This is a genomic window from Ralstonia sp. 22111 (genome assembly GCF_052045895.1).
GTDB lineage: Bacteria > Pseudomonadota > Gammaproteobacteria > Burkholderiales > Burkholderiaceae > Ralstonia > Ralstonia wenshanensis.
Genome location: NZ_JBQEPR010000001.1, coordinates 602,959 through 621,243 on the forward strand (window position 1 = coordinate 602,959; position 18,285 = coordinate 621,243).

The 18,285-nt window shown below is 63.0% G+C and carries 18 protein-coding genes and 1 tRNA gene; 3 read left to right on the forward strand and 16 right to left on the reverse strand.

Annotated elements, in window-relative coordinates:
* Window positions 1–37: 37 nt before the first annotated feature.
* The 8 genes from ACTJK4_RS02855 to ACTJK4_RS02890 form a co-directional block, all read right to left on the reverse strand.
* Window positions 38–685, reverse strand: coding sequence for a DUF4124 domain-containing protein (locus ACTJK4_RS02855; RefSeq protein WP_440815898.1), 648 nt, complete (start codon window positions 683–685; stop codon window positions 38–40).
* A gap of 24 nt (window positions 686–709) precedes the next feature.
* Window positions 710–1,312: an aminoacyl-tRNA hydrolase gene (gene pth, locus ACTJK4_RS02860; RefSeq protein ID WP_232041876.1), complete on the reverse strand. Its 603-nt coding sequence runs from the start codon at window positions 1,310–1,312 to the stop codon at window positions 710–712.
* A 168-nt stretch (window positions 1,313–1,480) separates the two neighbouring features.
* On the reverse strand, window positions 1,481–2,107 hold the full coding sequence (locus tag ACTJK4_RS02865) for a 50S ribosomal protein L25/general stress protein Ctc (protein ID WP_232041877.1): 627 nt from the start codon (window positions 2,105–2,107) through the stop codon (window positions 1,481–1,483).
* 152 nt (window positions 2,108–2,259) lie between these two features.
* Window positions 2,260–3,210 (reverse strand): ribose-phosphate pyrophosphokinase, encoded by a 951-nt coding sequence (locus ACTJK4_RS02870; protein ID WP_004633415.1) that lies wholly within the window; start codon window positions 3,208–3,210, stop codon window positions 2,260–2,262.
* Window positions 3,211–3,292: 82 nt separating this feature from the next.
* Window positions 3,293–3,369, reverse strand: a tRNA-Gln gene (locus ACTJK4_RS02875).
* A 50-nt stretch (window positions 3,370–3,419) separates the two neighbouring features.
* A complete protein-coding gene (gene ispE / locus ACTJK4_RS02880) occupies window positions 3,420–4,289 on the reverse strand; it encodes a 4-(cytidine 5'-diphospho)-2-C-methyl-D-erythritol kinase (RefSeq protein WP_440815902.1) in 870 nt (289 codons plus the stop codon).
* Between the two features lie 14 nt (window positions 4,290–4,303).
* Window positions 4,304–4,927, reverse strand: coding sequence for a lipoprotein insertase outer membrane protein LolB (gene lolB / locus ACTJK4_RS02885; protein WP_440815905.1), 624 nt, complete (start codon window positions 4,925–4,927; stop codon window positions 4,304–4,306).
* The gene (locus ACTJK4_RS02890; RefSeq protein ID WP_440815907.1) at window positions 4,927–6,864 is read right to left on the reverse strand and encodes a tetratricopeptide repeat protein; all 1,938 of its coding nucleotides are present in this window, start codon (window positions 6,862–6,864) and stop codon (window positions 4,927–4,929) included. The genes lolB and ACTJK4_RS02890 overlap by 1 nt, the downstream gene beginning before the upstream one ends.
* 101 nt (window positions 6,865–6,965) lie before the next feature.
* On the opposite strand from ACTJK4_RS02890, the gene mutM reads away from it, so the two are divergent.
* From mutM to mutY, 3 genes are all read left to right on the forward strand, one after another.
* A complete protein-coding gene (gene mutM / locus ACTJK4_RS02895; RefSeq protein WP_440815910.1) occupies window positions 6,966–7,841 on the forward strand; it encodes a bifunctional DNA-formamidopyrimidine glycosylase/DNA-(apurinic or apyrimidinic site) lyase in 876 nt (291 codons plus the stop codon).
* 289 nt (window positions 7,842–8,130) lie between these two features.
* On the forward strand, window positions 8,131–10,074 hold the full coding sequence (locus ACTJK4_RS02900) for a dynamin-like GTPase family protein (protein WP_232041882.1): 1,944 nt from the start codon (window positions 8,131–8,133) through the stop codon (window positions 10,072–10,074).
* A 103-nt stretch (window positions 10,075–10,177) separates the two neighbouring features.
* Entirely contained in the window at window positions 10,178–11,326 is a 1,149-nt protein-coding gene (gene mutY, locus ACTJK4_RS02905; protein ID WP_440815913.1) for an A/G-specific adenine glycosylase, read from the forward strand.
* Window positions 11,327–11,356: 30 nt separating this feature from the next.
* Here mutY and ACTJK4_RS02910 read toward each other — a convergent pair whose 3' ends face one another.
* From ACTJK4_RS02910 to lptB, 8 genes are all read right to left on the reverse strand, one after another.
* Window positions 11,357–12,010 (reverse strand): LON peptidase substrate-binding domain-containing protein, encoded by a 654-nt coding sequence (locus ACTJK4_RS02910; protein ID WP_232041884.1) that lies wholly within the window; start codon window positions 12,008–12,010, stop codon window positions 11,357–11,359.
* A gap of 103 nt (window positions 12,011–12,113) precedes the next feature.
* Complete coding sequence (rapZ, locus tag ACTJK4_RS02915) at window positions 12,114–13,007, reverse strand: RNase adapter RapZ (protein WP_232041885.1); 894 nt, start codon at window positions 13,005–13,007, stop codon at window positions 12,114–12,116.
* A gap of 94 nt (window positions 13,008–13,101) precedes the next feature.
* The gene (locus ACTJK4_RS02920) at window positions 13,102–13,443 is read right to left on the reverse strand and encodes a PsiF family protein (RefSeq protein WP_260803113.1); all 342 of its coding nucleotides are present in this window, start codon (window positions 13,441–13,443) and stop codon (window positions 13,102–13,104) included.
* 187 nt (window positions 13,444–13,630) lie between these two features.
* Window positions 13,631–14,605 carry an HPr(Ser) kinase/phosphatase gene (gene hprK / locus ACTJK4_RS02925; protein ID WP_004633393.1) on the reverse strand — a complete coding sequence of 325 codons (975 nt, stop codon included), beginning with the start codon at window positions 14,603–14,605 and terminating at the stop codon, window positions 13,631–13,633.
* Window positions 14,606–14,678: 73 nt separating this feature from the next.
* Window positions 14,679–15,134 carry a PTS IIA-like nitrogen regulatory protein PtsN gene (gene ptsN / locus ACTJK4_RS02930; protein WP_012761097.1) on the reverse strand — a complete coding sequence of 152 codons (456 nt, stop codon included), beginning with the start codon at window positions 15,132–15,134 and terminating at the stop codon, window positions 14,679–14,681.
* Window positions 15,135–15,481: 347 nt separating this feature from the next.
* Window positions 15,482–15,835, reverse strand: a complete 354-nt coding sequence (gene hpf, locus ACTJK4_RS02935) for a ribosome hibernation-promoting factor, HPF/YfiA family (protein ID WP_004633388.1) — start codon at window positions 15,833–15,835, stop codon at window positions 15,482–15,484.
* Between the two features lie 50 nt (window positions 15,836–15,885).
* Complete coding sequence (locus tag ACTJK4_RS02940) at window positions 15,886–17,394, reverse strand: RNA polymerase factor sigma-54 (RefSeq protein WP_232041887.1); 1,509 nt, start codon at window positions 17,392–17,394, stop codon at window positions 15,886–15,888.
* Between the two features lie 96 nt (window positions 17,395–17,490).
* Window positions 17,491–18,279, reverse strand: coding sequence for an LPS export ABC transporter ATP-binding protein (lptB, locus tag ACTJK4_RS02945; RefSeq protein ID WP_440476092.1), 789 nt, complete (start codon window positions 18,277–18,279; stop codon window positions 17,491–17,493).
* Window positions 18,280–18,285: the final 6 nt, after the last annotated feature.

Sequence of the window (18,285 nt, forward strand, 5' to 3'; positions counted from 1 at the left end):
CTTTTCATTGGTGCCTGCCGTTTTGTTGGCAGCACGTCTATTGGATCGGCAGCAGATCTTCCGGTCCTTCGTACGCATAGCCCGGTTCGCAGACGATGCGGTAGTGCGGGTAATGCGGATGCGGTGGGCGCGGCACGATCGGTGTGGGCGCCACCGGCGCTTGTGCAAACGGCTTCGGGCCATTGCCAGGTTGGCGCAGCGCACCCGCAATCGGCGCGGGAGGTTGGCGAATTACCGGCATCGGCGTCGGATAGGGTTGCGGATATGGCACCGGGTACGGCAACGGCCCCACGTAGACGCGATGGCAGTATCGAACGCCTTCCTGAGCAACCACCACTTTCTGCCGTTGCTGGCTGCGTGCCTGTTCTGCCGCCTGCGCGGCCATCTGGGCTTGGCGAGCGTCTTCCGCAGCCTGCGCTTTGCGGCGCGCGGTTTCCATCTGCTGCACTTCGGCGGCTTCGGCGCTGGCGCGTTCGCGGGCAGCCTTTTGATCGGCGGCGCTGGGTGTGTTGTCGATCATCGGCACGGGCTGTGCACGTGTACCGCAGGGATGGTCGGAATAGGTCGTCTGGCCGTTCTCGCTACAGCGATACACCTGCGATTGCGCCGGCAGGCTAGCCGCCAGGGCGAGCGCCAGACCCGCCAGCACGGCGGCGCGTGAGATCAGTTTGGCAAACGGTGTCATGGCGGTGTCCTCGGTGTAGGCGGATCAGCGCGCGGTGTGCAGGCGCATCATGGCCTTCTCAGCGTTGCCGGCAATCAGTTCGGGCAGCGCGTCCAGGCTCTGATCGATGGCGCGGTCGATGAGGTCCTGCTCTTCCTTGCGAGGTGCTTTGAGCACGAAGTTGGCGACATCATGCTGACCGGACGGCGCCGTGCCGGGCGGCAACAAGTTGCGCGGGTGGCCGATGCCCAGCCGCAGCCGCCAGAACTGTTGCGTGGTCAGGTGTGCGGCAATGTCCTTCAGGCCGTTATGCCCGCCGGAACCGCCACCGAGCTTGAGTTTGACAGCGCCAGGCGGCAGATCCAGTTCGTCATGCACGACCAGGATTTCATCGGGCATGACCTTGTAGAAGCGGGCCAATGCCACGGTGGCCAGGCCCGAACGGTTCATGAAGGTTTGCGGCTGCAGCAGCCACACTTCATTGCCCCAAAGGTTGGCGCGCGCGGCATAGCCGTGAAAGCGCGTCTCGTTGCGCAGCGTCACGTTGCCCATGCGCGCGAGTTGGTCGACCAGCCAGAAGCCAGCGTTGTGTCGCGTCGCCGCATATTCGGCGCCCGGATTGCCGAGCCCGACGATGAGTTTGATCATGCGATTCGTATCAGGTTGGGGTGCAGGAAGCGCCCCTTGATCGTACAAGCATAGCTGCTTTCCGCAGCCTGAAAGCGGTGTGGCTCGCCCCGCTCAGGCAGAAAAAAAGCCCGGCGAGACGGGCTCGGCGGGCTTTTTCGCTCGCACCGAAGTGCGAGGTGCGGCAACTTAGGCTGCCGGCTTGTCTTCGCCTGCAGCAGCAGCGCCTTCTTCGGCGGCGGCGGACTTCTCGCCAGCCGGCACGCTGATGTTGGCAACAGCCGGGTTCTCATCGCCACCGTGGGTGAGGATGGTCACGCCCTTCGGCAGCTTCAGGTCAGCGATGTGCAGGGTCTGGCCGATTTCCAGCGTACCCAGATCCACTTCGATGAACTCCGGCAGGTCGGCCGGCAGGCACGACACTTCAACGTCGTTCAGGATGTGGTTCACGATGCCGTGGCCCAGCTTCACGCCCGGTGCGGTTTCCTGGTTCAGGAAGTGCAGCGGCACCTTGACGTGGATCTTTTCCTTGGCCGACACGCGTTGGAAGTCGACGTGCAGAACCAGTTGCTTGAACGGGTGCAGTTGGAAGTCGCGCAGCAGCGCCTTTTCCACCTTGCCAGCCACTTCGATGTCGAGGATCGACGAGTGGAAGGCTTCCTTCTTCAGTGCGTGGTACAGCGCGTTGTGATCGAGTTCGATCAGCTTCGGCTCGGTGCCAGCACCGTAAATGATGGCCGGGGTCTTGCCGGAATTGCGCAGGCGGCGGCTCGCACCAGTGCCCTGAACGCTACGCTCGAAAGCGACAACTTTCATGATTGCTCCAAACGAAAAAGACGACTCGCGACCAAGCCGTCTGGTGAACGGGGCGCCATATTGCGCCCCGCAGACACCGCAGAAGTGCCGTCTAATCGACGTTTTCTGCAGTAAAGCCTTGAATTATAACAGTAAGCCGCCTGGCTGCCGAATTATTCAGCAAACAGCGACATGATCGAGTCACCGCGCACGATGCGGGTGAACGTCTCGGCCAGCAGCGGCGCCGTCGAGAGCTGGCGGATCTTGCCGCACTTGATGGCGTCTTCGCGCAGCGGGATGGTGTCGGTCACGACCACTTCGTCGAGCGCCGAGTCTGCAATGCGGGCAGCCGCGCCGCCCGACAGCACCGGATGCGTGCAATACGAAAACACTTGTTTGGCACCGCGCTCCTTGAGCACCTGCGCGGCTTTGCACAGCGTGCCGCCGGTGTCGATCATGTCATCCATGATCACGCAGTTGCGGCCGTCGACTTCACCGATGATGTTCATCACCTCGGCTACGTTGGCCTTCGGGCGACGCTTGTCGATGATCGCCAGATCCACGCCGAGTTGCTTGGCGAGGGCACGTGCGCGCACCACGCCGCCGACGTCAGGCGACACCACCAGCAGATCTTCGTAGTTCTTCTTGCGCAGGTCTTCGAGCAGGATCGGCGACGCGTAGATGTTGTCGACCGGGATATCGAAGAAGCCTTGGATTTGGTCAGCGTGGAGGTCCATCGTCAGCACGCGCTCGACGCCTGCGACTTCCAGCATGTTGGCCACGACCTTGGCGGTGATTGCCACACGCGCCGAACGCGGGCGACGGTCTTGGCGGGCGTAGCCGAAGTAGGGGATGGCGGCCGTGATGCGGCGGGCAGACGCGCGCTTGAGCGCATCGACCATCACCATCAGTTCCATCAGGTTGTCATTGGTCGGGGCGCAGGTGGATTGCAGGATGAACACGTGCTTGCCGCGCACGTTCTCCTGGATCTCAACCTGGACTTCACCATCGGAGAATCGGCCGACGAGGGCCTTGCCTAGGGGAATGCCTAGGTGCTTGACGACAGCTTCGGCGAGTTTCGGGTTGGCGTTGCCGGTAAAAACCATCAAGCCTTCGCTGCTCATCGGGGCACCTGTTTTTCGACTTCAGACGCGCCGGTCAGTTAAAGCACCAACCGGGCTATTGCTGGGAACATGAGGAAGAAAATGGCAGGGGCGGAAGGATTCGAACCTACGCATGCCGGAATCAAAATCCGGTGCCTTAACCAGCTTGGCGACGCCCCTACACAACCTATCGGTTACCGCCTCCATTGCAGAAGCGATAACTGCAAACCTTACACAGCAAATCTTGCGAGCGGGTGATGCGTCAGACCTGCCGCACACCGACCTTCCCATTCGGAAGGCACCTGATCCGCTACCGCTTGCGCATGCTCGATGCTGTCGAACGGAGCAAACACGCAGGCACCGGATCCGGTCATTCTTGCCAGAGGGCTGAATTGACGCAGCCAGGCAAGTGCTCGGGCGATTTCGCCGTATTTCCTTTCCGCCACTGCTTGCAGATCGTTGCGACCGTAAGCGAAAACAATTTGTTGGTCAGGAAAGTCCGTAATTATGGTGAGTGGTGTATCGCGTGTCAACCCTTCATCGGAAAAAATTGCGGGGGTGGGTACATGCACGCGTGGGTGAATCACCACGAAGGCGGCCGGCGGCAGCGTGACAGGTGTGAGTTTTTCACCGATTCCCTCGGCGAAGGCGTTCTGGCCGAACACGAAGAAGGGCACGTCGGCGCCGAGCTTGAGGCCGATCTTCATCAGTTGTGTGCGCGGCAGGTCGAGGCCCCAGAGACGATTGAGCGCAAGCAGCGTGGTGGCGGCATCAGACGAGCCACCGCCAATGCCACCGCCCATCGGCAGGCGTTTCTCGATGGCGATGTCGACGCCGTAGGTGCAGCCGGTTTCCACTTGCAGCAGGCGCGCGGCCCGGATCACGAGGTCGTCATCGGCGGGCACGCCCGGGATATCGGTGATGCGCACGAGACGGCCGTCGGTGCGGCGCGCGAAATGCAGCGTGTCGCTCCAGTCAATCAGCTGGAAGACGGTTTGCAGCAGATGGTAGCCATCGGGCCGGCGGCCGACCACGTGCAGGAAGAGGTTGAGCTTGGCGGGCGCTGGGCAATCACGCAGCTCGACGGGTGCGGAAGACATGATGAAGCGAGGCGTTACCGGTCGAGCACGAGCCGCACCGAGAGCGGGCCATTGGTGCCCTGCGGGCGGTCAAGATCGAGCCGGCGGATGCTGGCCTTGGCGCCGTCGGCATTATTGCCGTCGTCAGTCCAGGCGACGTAGTGGACGGTCCAGCCGTTCTGCTCGATGGTTTCGGGGCGCGATTGCGCGTCACGCGCCACGCGTGCCGGTGTACCGGGAGCGGGGCGGGCGCGCAACCAGTCCCGCAGGCCGGAGACCGGCAGCGAAAAGCCGAGCGCATCCTGCATCAGCGTGTCGACTTCGGGGGCGCGGCGCGGCGGCTGGTTCGGCAGTTCGAGCGTGGCGCCCTGGTTGCTCTGGCTGACGATGGCCAGCGTCTGGCCCAGTGGCGACATCAGCTCAAGCTGCACATCGGGTCCGCGCTCACGCCAGAGGAAGCTGCCGACGGCGCTTTGCTCGGCATTGTTCTGCGTGTAATGGGCTGAGAAGCGACCCTGATAGCGCGTGATGGTGGCATCGGCGTCTTGCGCGCCGGCGAAGGGATCGTTGGCCGGCCGCAAGGTTGTGCAGCCGTTGAACAGCGCGCAGCCAGCGCCAAGCATCAGCGCGCCAAGCGCGCGCGTGAACCGCATCGCCATCAATTTGCACTCACGGGAACATTGGGCACCGGCTGGCCGAAGCGGCGCAGCGTGTCGCGCAGCGTGGAATCGTTCACGTCCAGCTTGGACGCTTCGGTCCAGATCTGGCGCGCGTCGTCCTGCTTGCCCGATTGCCACAGCACTTCGCCCAGGTGTGCGCCGATTTCGGCTTGCGGGGCGGCAGCCCACGCCTTGCGCAGGATGTCGGTGGCGGCGGGCAGATCGCCGCGACGGTATTTGACCCAGCCGAGGCTGTCGGCGATGTAGGGATCGTCCGGCGCCAGCGACACCGCTTTCTCCAGCAGCTCCTGCGCTTCCTGCAGGCGCACGTTTCGATCGGCCAGCGAGTAGCCGAGCGCGTTGTAGCCGATGGCCTGGCCGGGGCGCAGGTCAATCACCTTGCGCAACAGCGTTTCCATGTTGTCGTAGTGGCCGTCGTGCTCTTCGAGCATCGCCAGTTGGTACGTGTATTCGACGTTGTCCGGATCGGTCTTGAGCAGCTCGTTGACGCGGGCGCGGGCGCGGCCGTAGGCCTTGGCGTCCATCAGCATGCCGATTTCTGCCTGGCGGATGCCGTCCATCAGTGCCTGGCGGCGCGGGCCGTCGGGCACGTCCTCGGAATCGGCGACGAGCTCGTCGAAGGTCTGCTGTGCCTCGTCGATACGGCGCAGCTTGCCGAGGAGCTGGCCGCGCTTGATGCCCGCTGCCAGTGCGGTCTGGCCATCGGCGTCGCCGTTGGCGGAACCGGTGATCTTGTCGACCCAGCCCAGCGCGGCGGCGTAGTCGCGCTTTTCTTCAGCCAGTTGGGCGAGGCCCTGGTAGCCAGGTTCGGGGCTCAGCGTGGGCGACTTGGCGGTGGCGACGACGTATTCCTTTAGGTAACGCTCGGCGTCGTCGTACTGGCGCTGTTGCAGGTTCAGCAGGCCCAGGGCAAGCGTGATGCGCGCATCGTTGGGCGCGATCTTCTTGAGTGCTTCGAATTCAGCGCGCGCCTTGTCTTGCTGATTGCGCATGAGGTACAGGCGGGCGAGCGTCAGATGGCCGTCGATGGAGGCTGGTGCTGCTTTCAGGAAGCTGCGCAGGCCAGCGATGGCGGCATCGGGATCGCCATCGGCACGCAGTTCGGCGGCGAGGATGGCGGCGTCTTCATAACCGGGGCGCAGCTTGAGCGCGGCGTCCAATTCCGTCAGCGCGCCGGGGACATCCTTGGCGGCAACCTTCGCTCGTGCCAGGGCCAGATGCGTTTCGGGGCGCTGCATGTCATGCGAGGCGATACGCTGCAGCGCGCCTACGGCACCCGCCGGATCGCTGCTCTTGGACATCTGCTGCTGCAATTGCAGCAGGGCATCGGCACGCTGGCCGGGCGAGACCTTGTTCAACTGCGCCTGCAGCATCGGTTCGACTTCCGACCACTGGCCCGTGGCCACCAGCAGGAGCTGCTGCACCTGGCGTGCCGGCATGGACGTCGGTGATAGCTCCACCCACAGGCGCGCGGCGGTCAGGGCTTGCGCGGGGGAGCGTGTCAGAAATGCGATTTCCGTGGCGCGCTGGGCAAAGCGGGGGTCGCGCGTCTCCTGTGCGAGTGCGAGGTAGGTGCGGTACGCCGGTTCGACCAGCCCGCGCTGCAGTGACACCTCCGATGCCAGCACGCGGTACATGATGTCTTCAGTGAGCGCGACACGCGGCAGATCTGTGCGCTCCGAACTCAGCAGACCAGTACGCGGGCGCGAGCGCTCAATTTGGATGGCTGCGCGGCCGCCTGCGCCGCTTTCCTGCGCCGCTTGGGCAACGAGTGGTGCGCCGGCAGCCGACTGCGACGACCAGGCCGGCAGGCTCATCAGCCCTCCCGCCACCAGCGCGGCCAGGAGGGCCGTTCGGCTGCGCGGAAATCGCTGCGGGCGTTGCATCGCAGGCGAACGTGAGAGGGCGTGAGGCATGGTCTCGAAGCTCCGGATAAGGGTTCAGGGCATTGTAGCCTGACCGCTACAATCGCCCGCATCGTAAAAAAGGTTGGAGCAGCACATGGGATGGAGGTTCGATGCCTGAGTTGCCGGAGGTCGAGGTCACTCGCCTGGGTTTGCTACCCCATATTACGGGGCGACGTATCGTGCGCGCCGTGGTGCGCCATCACGGCTTGCGCTGGCCGATCGATCCTGCGCTGCCGGAATTGCTCGCGGGCCTGACTGTTACGCGCTTGCTGCGCCGGGGTAAATACCTGCTCATCGAATGCATGCCCGCGGTAAGCCAATCCGCAAGCCATGCTGATGCCGCAGGTGGCTGGCTGCTGATTCACCTGGGCATGACCGGCACGTTGCGCGTGCTGGAGGCGCCCGTGCCGCCCGGCACACACGATCACGTCGACATCGACCTGGCCGACGCAACTGGCGTACTCATCACACTGCGCTATCGAGACCCGCGCCGCTTTGGTGCCGTGCTCTGGCACGCCGGGGACGAAGCCGGCTTGGCTGAACATCCGCTGCTGCGCAATCTGGGCATTGAGCCGTTCGATGCGCGATTCGACGGCGACTGGATGTTTGCCCGCACGCGCGGGCGCCGGGTTGCCATCAAGTCGGCGCTGTTGGCAGGCGACATCGTGGTCGGCGTGGGCAATATCTATTGTTCGGAGAGCTTGTTCCGCGCCGGTATCCGGCCGACCACGGCGGCGGGCCGCATCAGCCGGCCGCGCTATGCGGCGCTGGCCGAGGCCATTCGCGTCACGCTGGCCGATGCCATCGCACGGGGCGGCAGCACGCTGCGCGATTTTGTCGGGTCAGACGGACAGAGCGGCTACTTCCAACTCGAAGCCTTCGTCTACGACCGCGCCGGTCTGCCGTGCCGCGTGTGCGGCACGCCGATCCGCCAGATTGTCCAGGGGCAGCGCTCCACGTTCTATTGCCCGACCTGCCAGCGCTGATCGGTCTGCCAAGGGCATCGAAAGCCGCCTGAAAACGTGGTGCTGGAGCGATCCGACTGCCTTTTCGCAAGGTTTTTGAAGTGGGGTGTCCGGCCGCCGATGGCATCCCGCAACACTTGTCTGCCCGGGCTGGAGAACCTTGCGGAAAGTTCGCCCGGAAGCTGGCGGTTCGCTGTATCGTTCCACCTAAATTTGTGCATTTCTGTGCCGTAATTGGGCGGAACAGCGATGTCGAGGGGCGCGTGCATTTTTCTTTGCGGTCGGGTCGCGCACACAATAAGACAGAACGATGAACAACACACTGAGCACACAGTTCGAGCAGTACAGCGCCTGGCGCGCTTCGGTACTGCAGTCGGTGGGGGAATTCCAGGACTGGCTGCAAGCCCAGGAGCTGTACGACGCCCAGGCTGACATGCGCGCGCAGCGCATTCGCGGTGTCCTGCGCAGCGACAAACTGAAGGTTGCCTTTATTGCCGAGTTCTCGCGCGGCAAGAGCGAGCTGATCAACGCCATCTTCTTTGCGGATTTTGGCCGCCGCATTTTGCCGTCGTCGGCGGGCCGGACCACGATGTGTCCGACCGAGCTGATGTACGACGAAAGCTATCCGCCGTCGATCCGCCTGCTGCCGATCGAGACGCGTCTGCATGATGCATCGACCGCCGATTTTCGCGATGCGGGCAGCCACTGGCTGTCCGTGCCGCTCGATCCGTCGTCGCCCGAGGGCATGCTCGAAGCGTTCCGCCACGTGGTGGAAACCGTGCGCGTGCCCAAGGAAGAAGCCGAGCAGCTGGGCCTCTATAACGACGCGGATCCGGATGCCGCGTTCTCGGTGGATGCCGCTGGTACGGTCGAAGTGTCGAAGTGGCGTCACGCGATCATCAATTTCCCGCACCCGATGCTCAAGCAGGGCTTGGTGATTCTGGATACGCCGGGCCTGAACGCCATTGGTACCGAGCCGGAGCTGACGCTGCGCCTGATTCCGGATGCGCACGTCGTTGTGTTCGTGCTGGCGGCGGATGCCGGCGTGACCAAGAGTGACCTGGAACTCTGGCGCTCGCATGTGGGCGGTGGTCAGCGCAAAGGCTGCATCGCGGTGCTCAACAAGGTCGATGGCCTGTGGGATCCGCTCAAGTCCGAAGAGGAAGTCGAGAGCGAAGTCAGCCGCCAGATCATGACGACGGCGCAGGTGCTCGATATCGATGTCGAGCGCGTGTATCCGGTGTCGGCACAGAAGGGCCTGGTCGCCAAGGTCAGCCATGACCATGAACTGCTGGCCAAGAGCCGGCTGCCGGAGCTGGAGTCGGTGCTGTCGGATCAGTTGATTCCGCAGCGTCGCGAGATCGTCACCGAGCAGGTTCAACTGGCGGTGAAGGACATGGCCACCGGCGCGCAGCAACTGCTGCAGATGCGCCGCCGCGACATCGTCGAGCAGTTGTTCGAACTGCGCGGCCTGCGCGGCAAGAACCATACGATGGTCAAGCACATGCTGATGCGCGTGCAGGGCGAGAAGGAAGAGTTCGAGCAGAGCATCGCCAAGTTCCAGGCGCTGCGTACGGTGTTCGGCCGCCACAGCGCAGAGATCATCAAGAGTGTGCAGCTCAAGCAGATCCGCTCGACCATGCGCGAGGCGCGCGAGAAGATGAAGGAGCGCGTGTTCTCCCGCGGCCTGCGTGACGACATGGACAAGCTGTTCGGCCACCTGACCGGTCTCGTGCGCGATGCAGCCAATCGCATCGACCAACTGCACCAGATGGTCGATGGCATGTACAAGAAGTTCAATGCCGAGCACGGCTTCACGCTGTCGCCGCCGCTGCGCTTTTTGGGTACGCGCTACGATGCCGATCTGAAAGAAACGCTGATGCTTGCGCACAACCACTTCGGCGCATTCAGCTTCTTGACGCGCCCGAAGCCGCAGCTTGTGCACGGCGCGTTCTCGACGGTGGCCAGCCGCGTGCTGGATACCTTCCAGGACATGAACCGCGATATCGAGATCTGGCTGAAGTCGGTCATGACGCCGCTCGAAGCGCAGGTGCGCGATCACCAGAAGCAACTGCGCAAGCGCGTGGATTCGATCGAGCGCATTCACGAGGCCACCGATACGCTGGAAGCGCGCATCACCGAACTCGAAGCGCTGCTCAATACGCTGGATGAGCGTAGCGGCACGATCGCCCAGTACACCGATCGCATTCTTGCGGCCGGAACGATTCTGGAGCGGCAGTCGGTCGCGGCCTGACGCGCACCGTCGGTTACGGAGAAGGCGCCTGCGGGCGCCTTTTTTGTTCTGGTAGGATCGCCGCCAGCGCGCATCTTCTGCTCGCCGCTTCCCCATCACACGCATGACCGCCACCCCTCGCCGCACGCGCCGCGCCGCACAACCTGCTGCCGTTTTGCCTTCGCTTCCCGATGATTTCGCCGTGCGCGTGATCGCGTGGCAGCAGCGTCATGGTCGCCACCACTTGCCATGGCAGAACACCGGCGACGCGTATCGCACGTGGCTGTCAGAGATCATGCTGCAGCAGACGCAGGTGAGCGCGGTGCTGGGCTACTATGCACGCTTCATCGAGCGCTTCCCGACCGTGCAGGCTCTGGCCGCTGCGCCGGCAGACGACGTCATGGCTGCTTGGGCCGGCCTGGGCTATTACACACGCGCGCGCAACCTGCATCGCTGCGCGCAGATCGTGGTGGCGGAGCACGGCGGCATCTTCCCGCGCGATCCCGGCGTGCTGGCGACGTTGCCGGGCATCGGCCGCTCGACCGCCGCGGCCATTGCCGCGTTTTCGTATGGCGTGCGTGCGGCCATTCTCGATGGCAACGTCAAGCGCGTCTTCGCGCGCGTGTTCGGCATCGACGGCTTTCCTGGCGACAAGCGCGTCGAAGACACCATGTGGCGTATCGCCGAAGCCGTGCTGCCGCCGGCAGACGGCATTCAACCGTACACGCAGGGTTTGATGGATCTTGGGGCCACGGTGTGCACGCGCGGCAAGCCGGCATGCTTGACCGGCGAACGCGCCTGTCCGCTCGAATCGCTATGCGAAGCGCGCAGTACCGATCGCGTGACGGAGTTGCCCGTGCCGCGCCCGCGCAAGGCGATACCCGAGCGTGCCGCGACACTCGTCATCGCGCTGCACGAGGATGCGGTGCTGTTGCAGCGTCGTCCGCAACGCGGCATCTGGGGTGGATTGTGGTCCTTGCCGCTGGTGGGCGAGATGGACGACGCGCTCGATGCGCATCCGTTGGACGCGGGCGCCGTACGTCGTGCTGCGCAGGCATACGGCGCTGTCTCGACCGTGGAGACGGCCGGCGCGCTCACGCACACCTTCACGCACTTCCGTCTGCATATGCATCTGCTGCGCGCGGACGTCACCATGCCCGCTCCGCTCGCCGAGGACTGGCGCTGGGTACCGCTCGCGCAACTCAATTCGGTGGGATTGCCGGCGCCGGTGAAGTTGGCGCTGGAGACGCTGGTGCAGCCAAGCCTGATCTAGCCAGTTCGGCCGGGCTTGGCTGATAAGGCATCACAGAATGTGATGCTGCTTCATGTAGCGATGGACGATCTCGATGCGCATCCCGGCGTCCATCAGTTCCATCAGCTTCTGCTTGGCCTTGAGCGGCACCGGCAGCAGTTCGCACAGCCGATTCGCGACCCAGCTCGGACTGGTCCACTCGTAGGGCTCCGCCATCGGGACGTTGCCGTCTTCGCGTGAGCCGAGTGTGGTAATGATGCGGCGCAGGGCGCCCACACAGTCGTCGAACAGTTCGCCCTTGCAGTCTTCCACGTCGGTGCCGATGGGCTCCACGGTGCCGCGCATGAGGCCGTTTGGCGTGGTCTCGAACGTCAGCACCTTGAAGCGCTGCGTCCCGCGTACCTTGATCATTAGCAGGCCGAGCTGCTCCATGTCGCATTCGACGATATGGGCGATGCAGCCAACGTCGACCGGTACGGTCGGGCCGTCTATGGTGGCGACTTCATTGCCGCGCTCGATCAGGCAGACGCCGAACGGCGTCTTGTCGCGCAGGCACGTGCGCACCATGTCCATGTAGCGGGCTTCGAAAATGCGCAGCGGGAGAAGGCCGCCCGGAAACAGCACCGTGTGCAACGGAAAGAGCGGCAGCTCGGTGGGCAGCGGCGGCAGCGGCGAGAACGGCGAGAGAGCGATGTCTTCTTGCATGGACGGGCTTTCAGCAGGCGGCGGCAAGACCTTCGCGGGCGCCGCGCAACAAGCCGCATCCAAATGAAGCTGACCGACGCGCGGAGTGTGTCCGGCGCGCAGTTCAGCCGTCTACGGCCAATTCGCGGTGGCGGACCAACACATTACCATGCGCGCGGAAGTACGTGGCAAGCCGTTCCGCGATGTACACGGAACGATGCTGGCCGCCGGTGCAGCCGATCGCCACGGTCAGGTAGCTGCGGTTGTCGGCGATGAAACTCGGCAGCCACTTTTCCACGTAGGCGCGGATGTCCTCTGCCATCGCAAGCACCATCGGCTGGCTTTGCAGGAAATCGACGACGGGCTGGTCGCGCCCCGTGAGTGGGCGCAGTTGCGTGTCGTAGTATGGGTTGGGCAGCGAACGCACGTCGAAGACGAGATCGGCGTCGGTCGGTACGCCATGCTTGAAGCCAAACGATTCGAACATCAACGTGATGTCGTGCGGCTCGTCGCTGATGAATTCCTTGATGTACGCGCGCAGGGCGTTTGTGCGCAGCGTGCTCGTGTCGATGCGATGGGCCGGATCAGCAAGCGGGCTCAGCAGCTCGCGCTCCATTTCGATCGCTTCGATAAGCGAGGTGTCCAGGCCCTTGGTGGCCGCTTGCACGTTGGCGGCGGTATCGGGGCGGCCGTTACGGATCGACAGCGGATGCCGGCGGCGCGTCTCGGAATAGCGCTGCACCAGCGCGTTCGTGCTCGCAGTCAGGAACAGCATGCGCACGTCGTGTTCCTTGCGCAGCACGGTGACCGTCTCGGGCACCTTGCGTAGCGATTCACGGCTGCGGATGTCAGTGGCCACGCCCAGATGCGTATAACCCTGGTCCGCCAGATAGCGCGCCAGTTCGGGGATGAACTGCGCGGGCAGGTTGTCGACACAGTAATAACCTGCGTCTTCGAGCACGTTCAGGGCGACCGATTTCCCTGAACCCGACATACCGGTGATGAGAATGATCCGCATGCCGCGAGGATAGCATCCCTGTGTTGCAAAGCAGCGACCAGTAAAAAAGGCGACCGATCTGGCCGCCTTTTTTGAAGCGAAGCTAACGCAATACTCAGCCCTTCGAGAGGCACTCTTTTTGGGCTTTCTTGTACTCGTCGCCCTTCTTGCCCTTGTTGGCCTTGGAGCAGGCTGCCATCTTTTCCTGCTGCGTCATCGGCTTGGCGGCCGCAGCCGGCTTGTCAGACAGGCAGCCTTTCATGAACGCCTTGCGCTCGTCGCCCTTCTTGCCGGCGGCGTCCATGTTGCATTGCTTCATCTTGTCTTGCTGCGAATTCTTGGCTGCCGGAGCGGCAGCAGGTGCGGCCGGCGCGGCTGCCGGTGCGCTACCTTGGGCGAATGCCTGGCCAGCCAGGAACGGGAGCGCCAGGGCGCAAGCGGCAATCAGTTGTTTCATCGTCGTGTTCTCCTTGGGTACCGTCAGAAGAGCGGGCAGAGACAGGCCGCCGCGCTCGCGATGAACGCCGCCGCGTGCGTGCTCGGCGCATTCCCTCCCACAACGGAGAGGCCGCATGACGGGTTGACGTTTCCCACCAAAAACTAGGGTAAAACCGGCCCGATCGCGAAACTTTGTGGCGACTTTGTTAAAGCAGGCGACCCTGAGGCGAGTGCGAGGCAGCTTCGGCCTGCATGGCGGCGCGCTGGCGGTCCATGAAGTCGCGCAACGTATCGATGCCGCGCAGGCGCAGGATCGTGTTGCGCACGGCGGCTTCGACCAGCACGGCCAAGTTGCGGCCGGCTGCCACCTGGATCTTCACCATGTGGATCGGCAAGCCGAGCACATCGAGGTACTGCGAATCGAGCGGCAGGCGCTCGAACTCTCCATCGTTGCGGCGCACGAGCTGCACGATGAGCTTGATCTTCATCTTCCGGCGCACCGCCGTCTCACCGAAGATCGTCTTGATGTCGAGCAGACCCAGACCGCGCACTTCCAGCAGATTCTGCAGCAGCGGCGGGCAGCGGCCTTCGATAAAGTCCGGCCCGAGGCGAACGAAATCGACTGCGTCATCGGCTACCAGACCATGACCGCGTGAGATCAGCTCCAGGCCCAATTCGCTTTTGCCCAGGCCGGAGTCGCCCATGATCAGCACGCCCATGCCGAGGATGTCGAGAAACACCCCGTGCATCGTCACGCGCGGTGCCGAGATGCGCGACAGATACAGACGCAGATGATCAATGACCGCGGCAGACGAAATCGGCGACGTGAACAGCGGCGTGGAAGAGCGCGTGCAGCGCAGTTCCAGATCGGGCGGCGGATCCACGCCATCGGCCACGACCAGGAAGGGCGGTTCCAGCAGGATCAGCTCGCCCATCTGCCGCTTGCGGTTTTCTTCCGATAAGCGCTGGTAATAGGTGATCTCGGGCTTGCCGAGCACCTGGATGCGATTCGGGTGGATGAGGTTCAAGTGCCCGACCAGATCCGCCGCAGACGTCGCTTCCTTGGCGAAATCCACGTCGAACGCGCGGTCCGCGCCCTCCAGGCCGGCGACCCACGACAGCTTCAAATCAGCTGCGTTGTCGTCAAAGATCGATTGGGCGATGACGCCGGTCAGTTCCATAGCAGGGCACAGTGGTGCCGACGGGGCATAGCGCGTTCGCAATCGGTTGCGCTTGCCACCGATTGCGCTGCGATCAGGGCCGCCAGTCGGTCAGTAGCTGGTGAATCGCCTCGGGCGACGGCAGGGTGGCGAGGCCTTCGCGCATGTCTCGGTCGGACAGCAGTTGGGCGATTTCAGAGAGGATTTCCAGATGTTGCTGGGTCGCCTGTTCGGGCACCAGCAAAAAGATCAGCAACGAGACGGGTTTGCCGTCCGGTGACTCAAAAGGCACCGGCTCGGACAGGCGCATGAATGCAGCCAGCGGTTGCTTGAGCCCTTTGATACGGCCATGCGGAATGGCCACGCCGGCTCCCAGGCCCGTGGATCCAAGTGACTCGCGCGCAAACAGGTTGTCTGTGACGACTGCGCGCGTCACGCCGTGGTTGTTCTCGAACAGCAGGCCGGCCTGTTCAAATACCCGCTTTTTGCTGGTTACGCTGACGTCGAGGGCAATGTTCCCGGGCGGCAGCAGTTTGGCCAAGCGATTCATGTGCAATGCGTGAAATGAGCGGCGTCCTTCTGCACCAAGATGGCGCGCGGACAATGGGGTCATTATAGACCACGTGCCGCGCGGCTTTGTGCGGCGCACCAGTGGTGCACCGCGCAGGGCAGAGAAGCGAATCCCCCAGGGGCTGCGATCAGTCGGTGCCGGCAATCTGCGCGCGGCATCGACCCTGTTTTTGCCAGCATCGCGCCAAAAACCGCGCCACGCCAGCATTCATACTTTCGTCAGATTTTAGCCCGACTTAAATCCGTTGCAATCGGATTCGTCACGAATGCACCACGGCATAAAAAAACCGCGCCAACTCGGGGCGCGGTTTTTGCGGTGCCGTCCTGCTATTGCTGCATCTGCACGGCCTGGAAGGCTTGGTGCTTCATGCTGTCACGATCGTGCCCCTGCACGCGGTCCTTGTACTTGATCACTTGCCTGTCCAGTTTATCGACGAGTAGGTCGATGGCCGCATAAAGATCTTCATGGTGTGATTCGACGAAGACGTCCTTACCCTTGAGGTGCAAGTTGATTTCCGCGTACTGACGCCGATCCTTCTCCTTGTGGTTATCGACCGATAGCAACACGCTGACGCCAATCACCTGATCGAAGTGCCTGATCACACGCTCCAGTTTCGTTTCCACGTACTCACGCAAAGCGGGCGTGATGTCCAGGTGGTGTCCACTGAGTTTGAAGTTCATAGCGGTTCTCCTTCTCAAGATGAGCCGCACCGGAACTGCCCGCGATGCGGCTATAAAGACTTGCGCAAATTCACTGCAGGGATCTTGAGGGCTTCGCGGTATTTGGCCACCGTCCGACGGGCCACCACGAATCCTTGTTCGCCTAACAGCTCGGCAATTCTGCTATCGGACAGAGGATTCTTCGGGTCTTCGGCTCCTACAAGTTGCTTGATGAGCGCGCGTATCGCAGTGGATGACGCAGCCCCGCCGGTTTCCGTCGATACATGGCTGCCGAAGAAATACTTCAACTCGAACGTCCCCATCGGGGTCGCCATGTATTTGTTGGTTGTCACACGGGAGATTGTGGACTCGTGTAGACCCAGTGTATCGGCTATTTCCCGCAAAACCAAGGGGCGCATGGCGATTTCACCGTGCGTGAAGAAGCTCTTTTGACGCTCGACAATGGCTTGCGAGACACGCAGGATCGTATCGAAGCGCTGCTGGATGTTCTTGATCAGCCAGCGTGCTTCCTGCAGCTTCTGCTGTAGATTGGCGGCGCCCGATTCACCGCGGCTGCTGCGCAGGATCTGCGCGTACATGTCGTTGATGCGCAGGCGCGGCATCACATCGGGATTCAGTTGCGCCATCCAGCCTGCGCTCGTCTTGCGCACGATCACGTCAGGCACCACGAAATCCGCCTCGGCGCGACCGAACGCATGACCGGGGAACGGTGCCAGTGAACGGATCAGCTCATGCGCTGCTTTCAGTGCGGGTTCGTCGACGGACAGTGCCTTCTTCAGGCGCGTGTAGTCACGCGCAGCCAGCAGTTCGAGATGCTGATTGACGATGATGAGCGCCAGCGCCTTCGCGGGCGAATCGAGCCGGTGCAATTGCAGTGACAGGCACTCGGCGGCTGAGCGTGCGCCAATGCCAGGCGGATCAAAACTCTGCAGCATGCGTAGCGCGGCTTGCAGTTCGTCGAGTTCGACTTCGAGTTCGGCAGGCAGATCCGCGAGGATTTCGTCGAGTGTGCCTGCCAGATAGCCTTCGTCGTCGAGCGACTCGATCAGGAAAATGACGAGGCCCTTGTCGCGCATCGACAGCTTGAGCGGTGCGAGCTGTTCCATGAGGAATTCGCGCAGGCTTTGTTCGGCCTCCCGCAATTGCAGCGGGGCGCGGTCGTCTTCGTCGGATTGCGGTTTGCGGGCGAAGTCGTCAAGGCTCCAGTCGGAGCGGTCGGAGCCGTAATCGCTGTCGAAATCGGCGCCGTTGTCGTGACTGTTTTCGTAGCTGTCGGGGGTGTCGCTGCTGTCGCCACCGTTGGGTGCGGGCGGAGGCGATTCGGTGGGCAGGGGCGTGGCACTGTTGCTTTGCAACGCGTTCACGGAGCCGTCCGCGCCGATGCGTGCGGAGGTGTCGAGCCACTCGTTTTCCCGCTCCAGCAGCGGGTTTTCAGTCAGGGCCTGCTCAACTTCCTGCTGCAGTTCGATGGTCGACAACTGCAGCAATCGGATCGATTGCTGCAACTGCGGCGTGAGCGCGAGATGCTGGGAGAGACGGAGCTGGAGCGACTGTTTCATGCGGGCTATTCTATGCCCAACACTCGGTCGATGGAACGGATTTTGCTTTAAGGTGCGGCTTTGCCACGTCCTTAAGGCGTAAGCGTGCAGCGTGGCTTACATCCGGAAGTTATCGCCCAGATAGACCTTGCGTACATCCTCGTTTTCGATGATCTGTTCCGGCACGCCTGCAGCCAGCACGGTCCCTTCGCTGATGATGTACGCGTGATCGCAGATGCCCAGCGTTTCGCGCACGTTGTGATCGGTGATCAGCACGCCGATGTTGCGGTCTTTCAGGAAGCTGACGATGCGTTGAATCTCGCCCACCGCGATCGGGTCGACGCCGGCAAACGGTTCATCGAGCAGGATGAAACGCGGCGACGAGGCCAGAGCGCGCGCAATTTCCACGCGGCGGCGCTCACCGCCCGAAAGCGACAGCGCGGGGTTGTCGCGCAGGTGAGCGATCTGCAAGTCGTCGAGCAGGCCGTCGAGGCGGCGGTTGACTTCGTCTTGCGAGAGCTTCTTGCCGTTCTGCTCCTGCAGCTCGAGCACCGCGCGGATGTTTTCCTGCACGTTGAGCTTGCGAAACACCGACGCTTCCTGCGGCAAATACGACAGGCCCATGCGCGCACGCTGGTGGATCGGCAGGCGGCTGATGTGTTCGCCGTCGAGCACGATGTCGCCGGCGTCGAGCGCCACCAGGCCGACGATCATGTAGAACGAGGTCGTCTTACCTGCACCGTTGGGGCCCAGCAGGCCGACCACCTCGCCACTTTTCACGTCAAGCGACACGTCCTTGACCACGGTGCGCGTGCCGTAGCGCTTCTTCAGATGGCGGACGACCAGCGTGCTGGAAGTCGTGGCCTGCGGCGCTGCAGTTTTGGGGGCGAGGGTGGTGGCAGACATAAGCGG

What these genes read in the sequence shown, in the direction of transcription:
- ACTJK4_RS02855 (WP_440815898.1), bottom strand. Translation starts at nt 685, where the DNA reads ATGACACCGTTTGCCAAACTGATCTCACGCGCCGCCGTGCTGGCGGGT.
- pth (WP_232041876.1), bottom strand. Translation starts at nt 1,312, where the DNA reads ATGATCAAACTCATCGTCGGGCTCGGCAATCCGGGCGCCGAATATGCG.
- ACTJK4_RS02865 (WP_232041877.1), bottom strand. Translation starts at nt 2,107, where the DNA reads ATGAAAGTTGTCGCTTTCGAGCGTAGCGTTCAGGGCACTGGTGCGAGC.
- ACTJK4_RS02870 (WP_004633415.1), bottom strand. Translation starts at nt 3,210, where the DNA reads ATGAGCAGCGAAGGCTTGATGGTTTTTACCGGCAACGCCAACCCGAAA.
- ispE (WP_440815902.1), bottom strand. Translation starts at nt 4,289, where the DNA reads ATGTCTTCCGCACCCGTCGAGCTGCGTGATTGCCCAGCGCCCGCCAAG.
- lolB (WP_440815905.1), bottom strand. Translation starts at nt 4,927, where the DNA reads ATGGCGATGCGGTTCACGCGCGCGCTTGGCGCGCTGATGCTTGGCGCT.
- ACTJK4_RS02890 (WP_440815907.1), bottom strand. Translation starts at nt 6,864, where the DNA reads ATGCCTCACGCCCTCTCACGTTCGCCTGCGATGCAACGCCCGCAGCGA.
- mutM (WP_440815910.1), top strand. Translation starts at nt 6,966, where the DNA reads ATGCCTGAGTTGCCGGAGGTCGAGGTCACTCGCCTGGGTTTGCTACCC.
- ACTJK4_RS02900 (WP_232041882.1), top strand. Translation starts at nt 8,131, where the DNA reads ATGAACAACACACTGAGCACACAGTTCGAGCAGTACAGCGCCTGGCGC.
- mutY (WP_440815913.1), top strand. Translation starts at nt 10,178, where the DNA reads ATGACCGCCACCCCTCGCCGCACGCGCCGCGCCGCACAACCTGCTGCC.
- ACTJK4_RS02910 (WP_232041884.1), bottom strand. Translation starts at nt 12,010, where the DNA reads ATGCAAGAAGACATCGCTCTCTCGCCGTTCTCGCCGCTGCCGCCGCTG.
- rapZ (WP_232041885.1), bottom strand. Translation starts at nt 13,007, where the DNA reads ATGCGGATCATTCTCATCACCGGTATGTCGGGTTCAGGGAAATCGGTC.
- ACTJK4_RS02920 (WP_260803113.1), bottom strand. Translation starts at nt 13,443, where the DNA reads ATGAAACAACTGATTGCCGCTTGCGCCCTGGCGCTCCCGTTCCTGGCT.
- hprK (WP_004633393.1), bottom strand. Translation starts at nt 14,605, where the DNA reads ATGGAACTGACCGGCGTCATCGCCCAATCGATCTTTGACGACAACGCA.
- ptsN (WP_012761097.1), bottom strand. Translation starts at nt 15,134, where the DNA reads ATGAATCGCTTGGCCAAACTGCTGCCGCCCGGGAACATTGCCCTCGAC.
- hpf (WP_004633388.1), bottom strand. Translation starts at nt 15,835, where the DNA reads ATGAACTTCAAACTCAGTGGACACCACCTGGACATCACGCCCGCTTTG.
- ACTJK4_RS02940 (WP_232041887.1), bottom strand. Translation starts at nt 17,394, where the DNA reads ATGAAACAGTCGCTCCAGCTCCGTCTCTCCCAGCATCTCGCGCTCACG.
- lptB (WP_440476092.1), bottom strand. Translation starts at nt 18,279, where the DNA reads ATGTCTGCCACCACCCTCGCCCCCAAAACTGCAGCGCCGCAGGCCACG.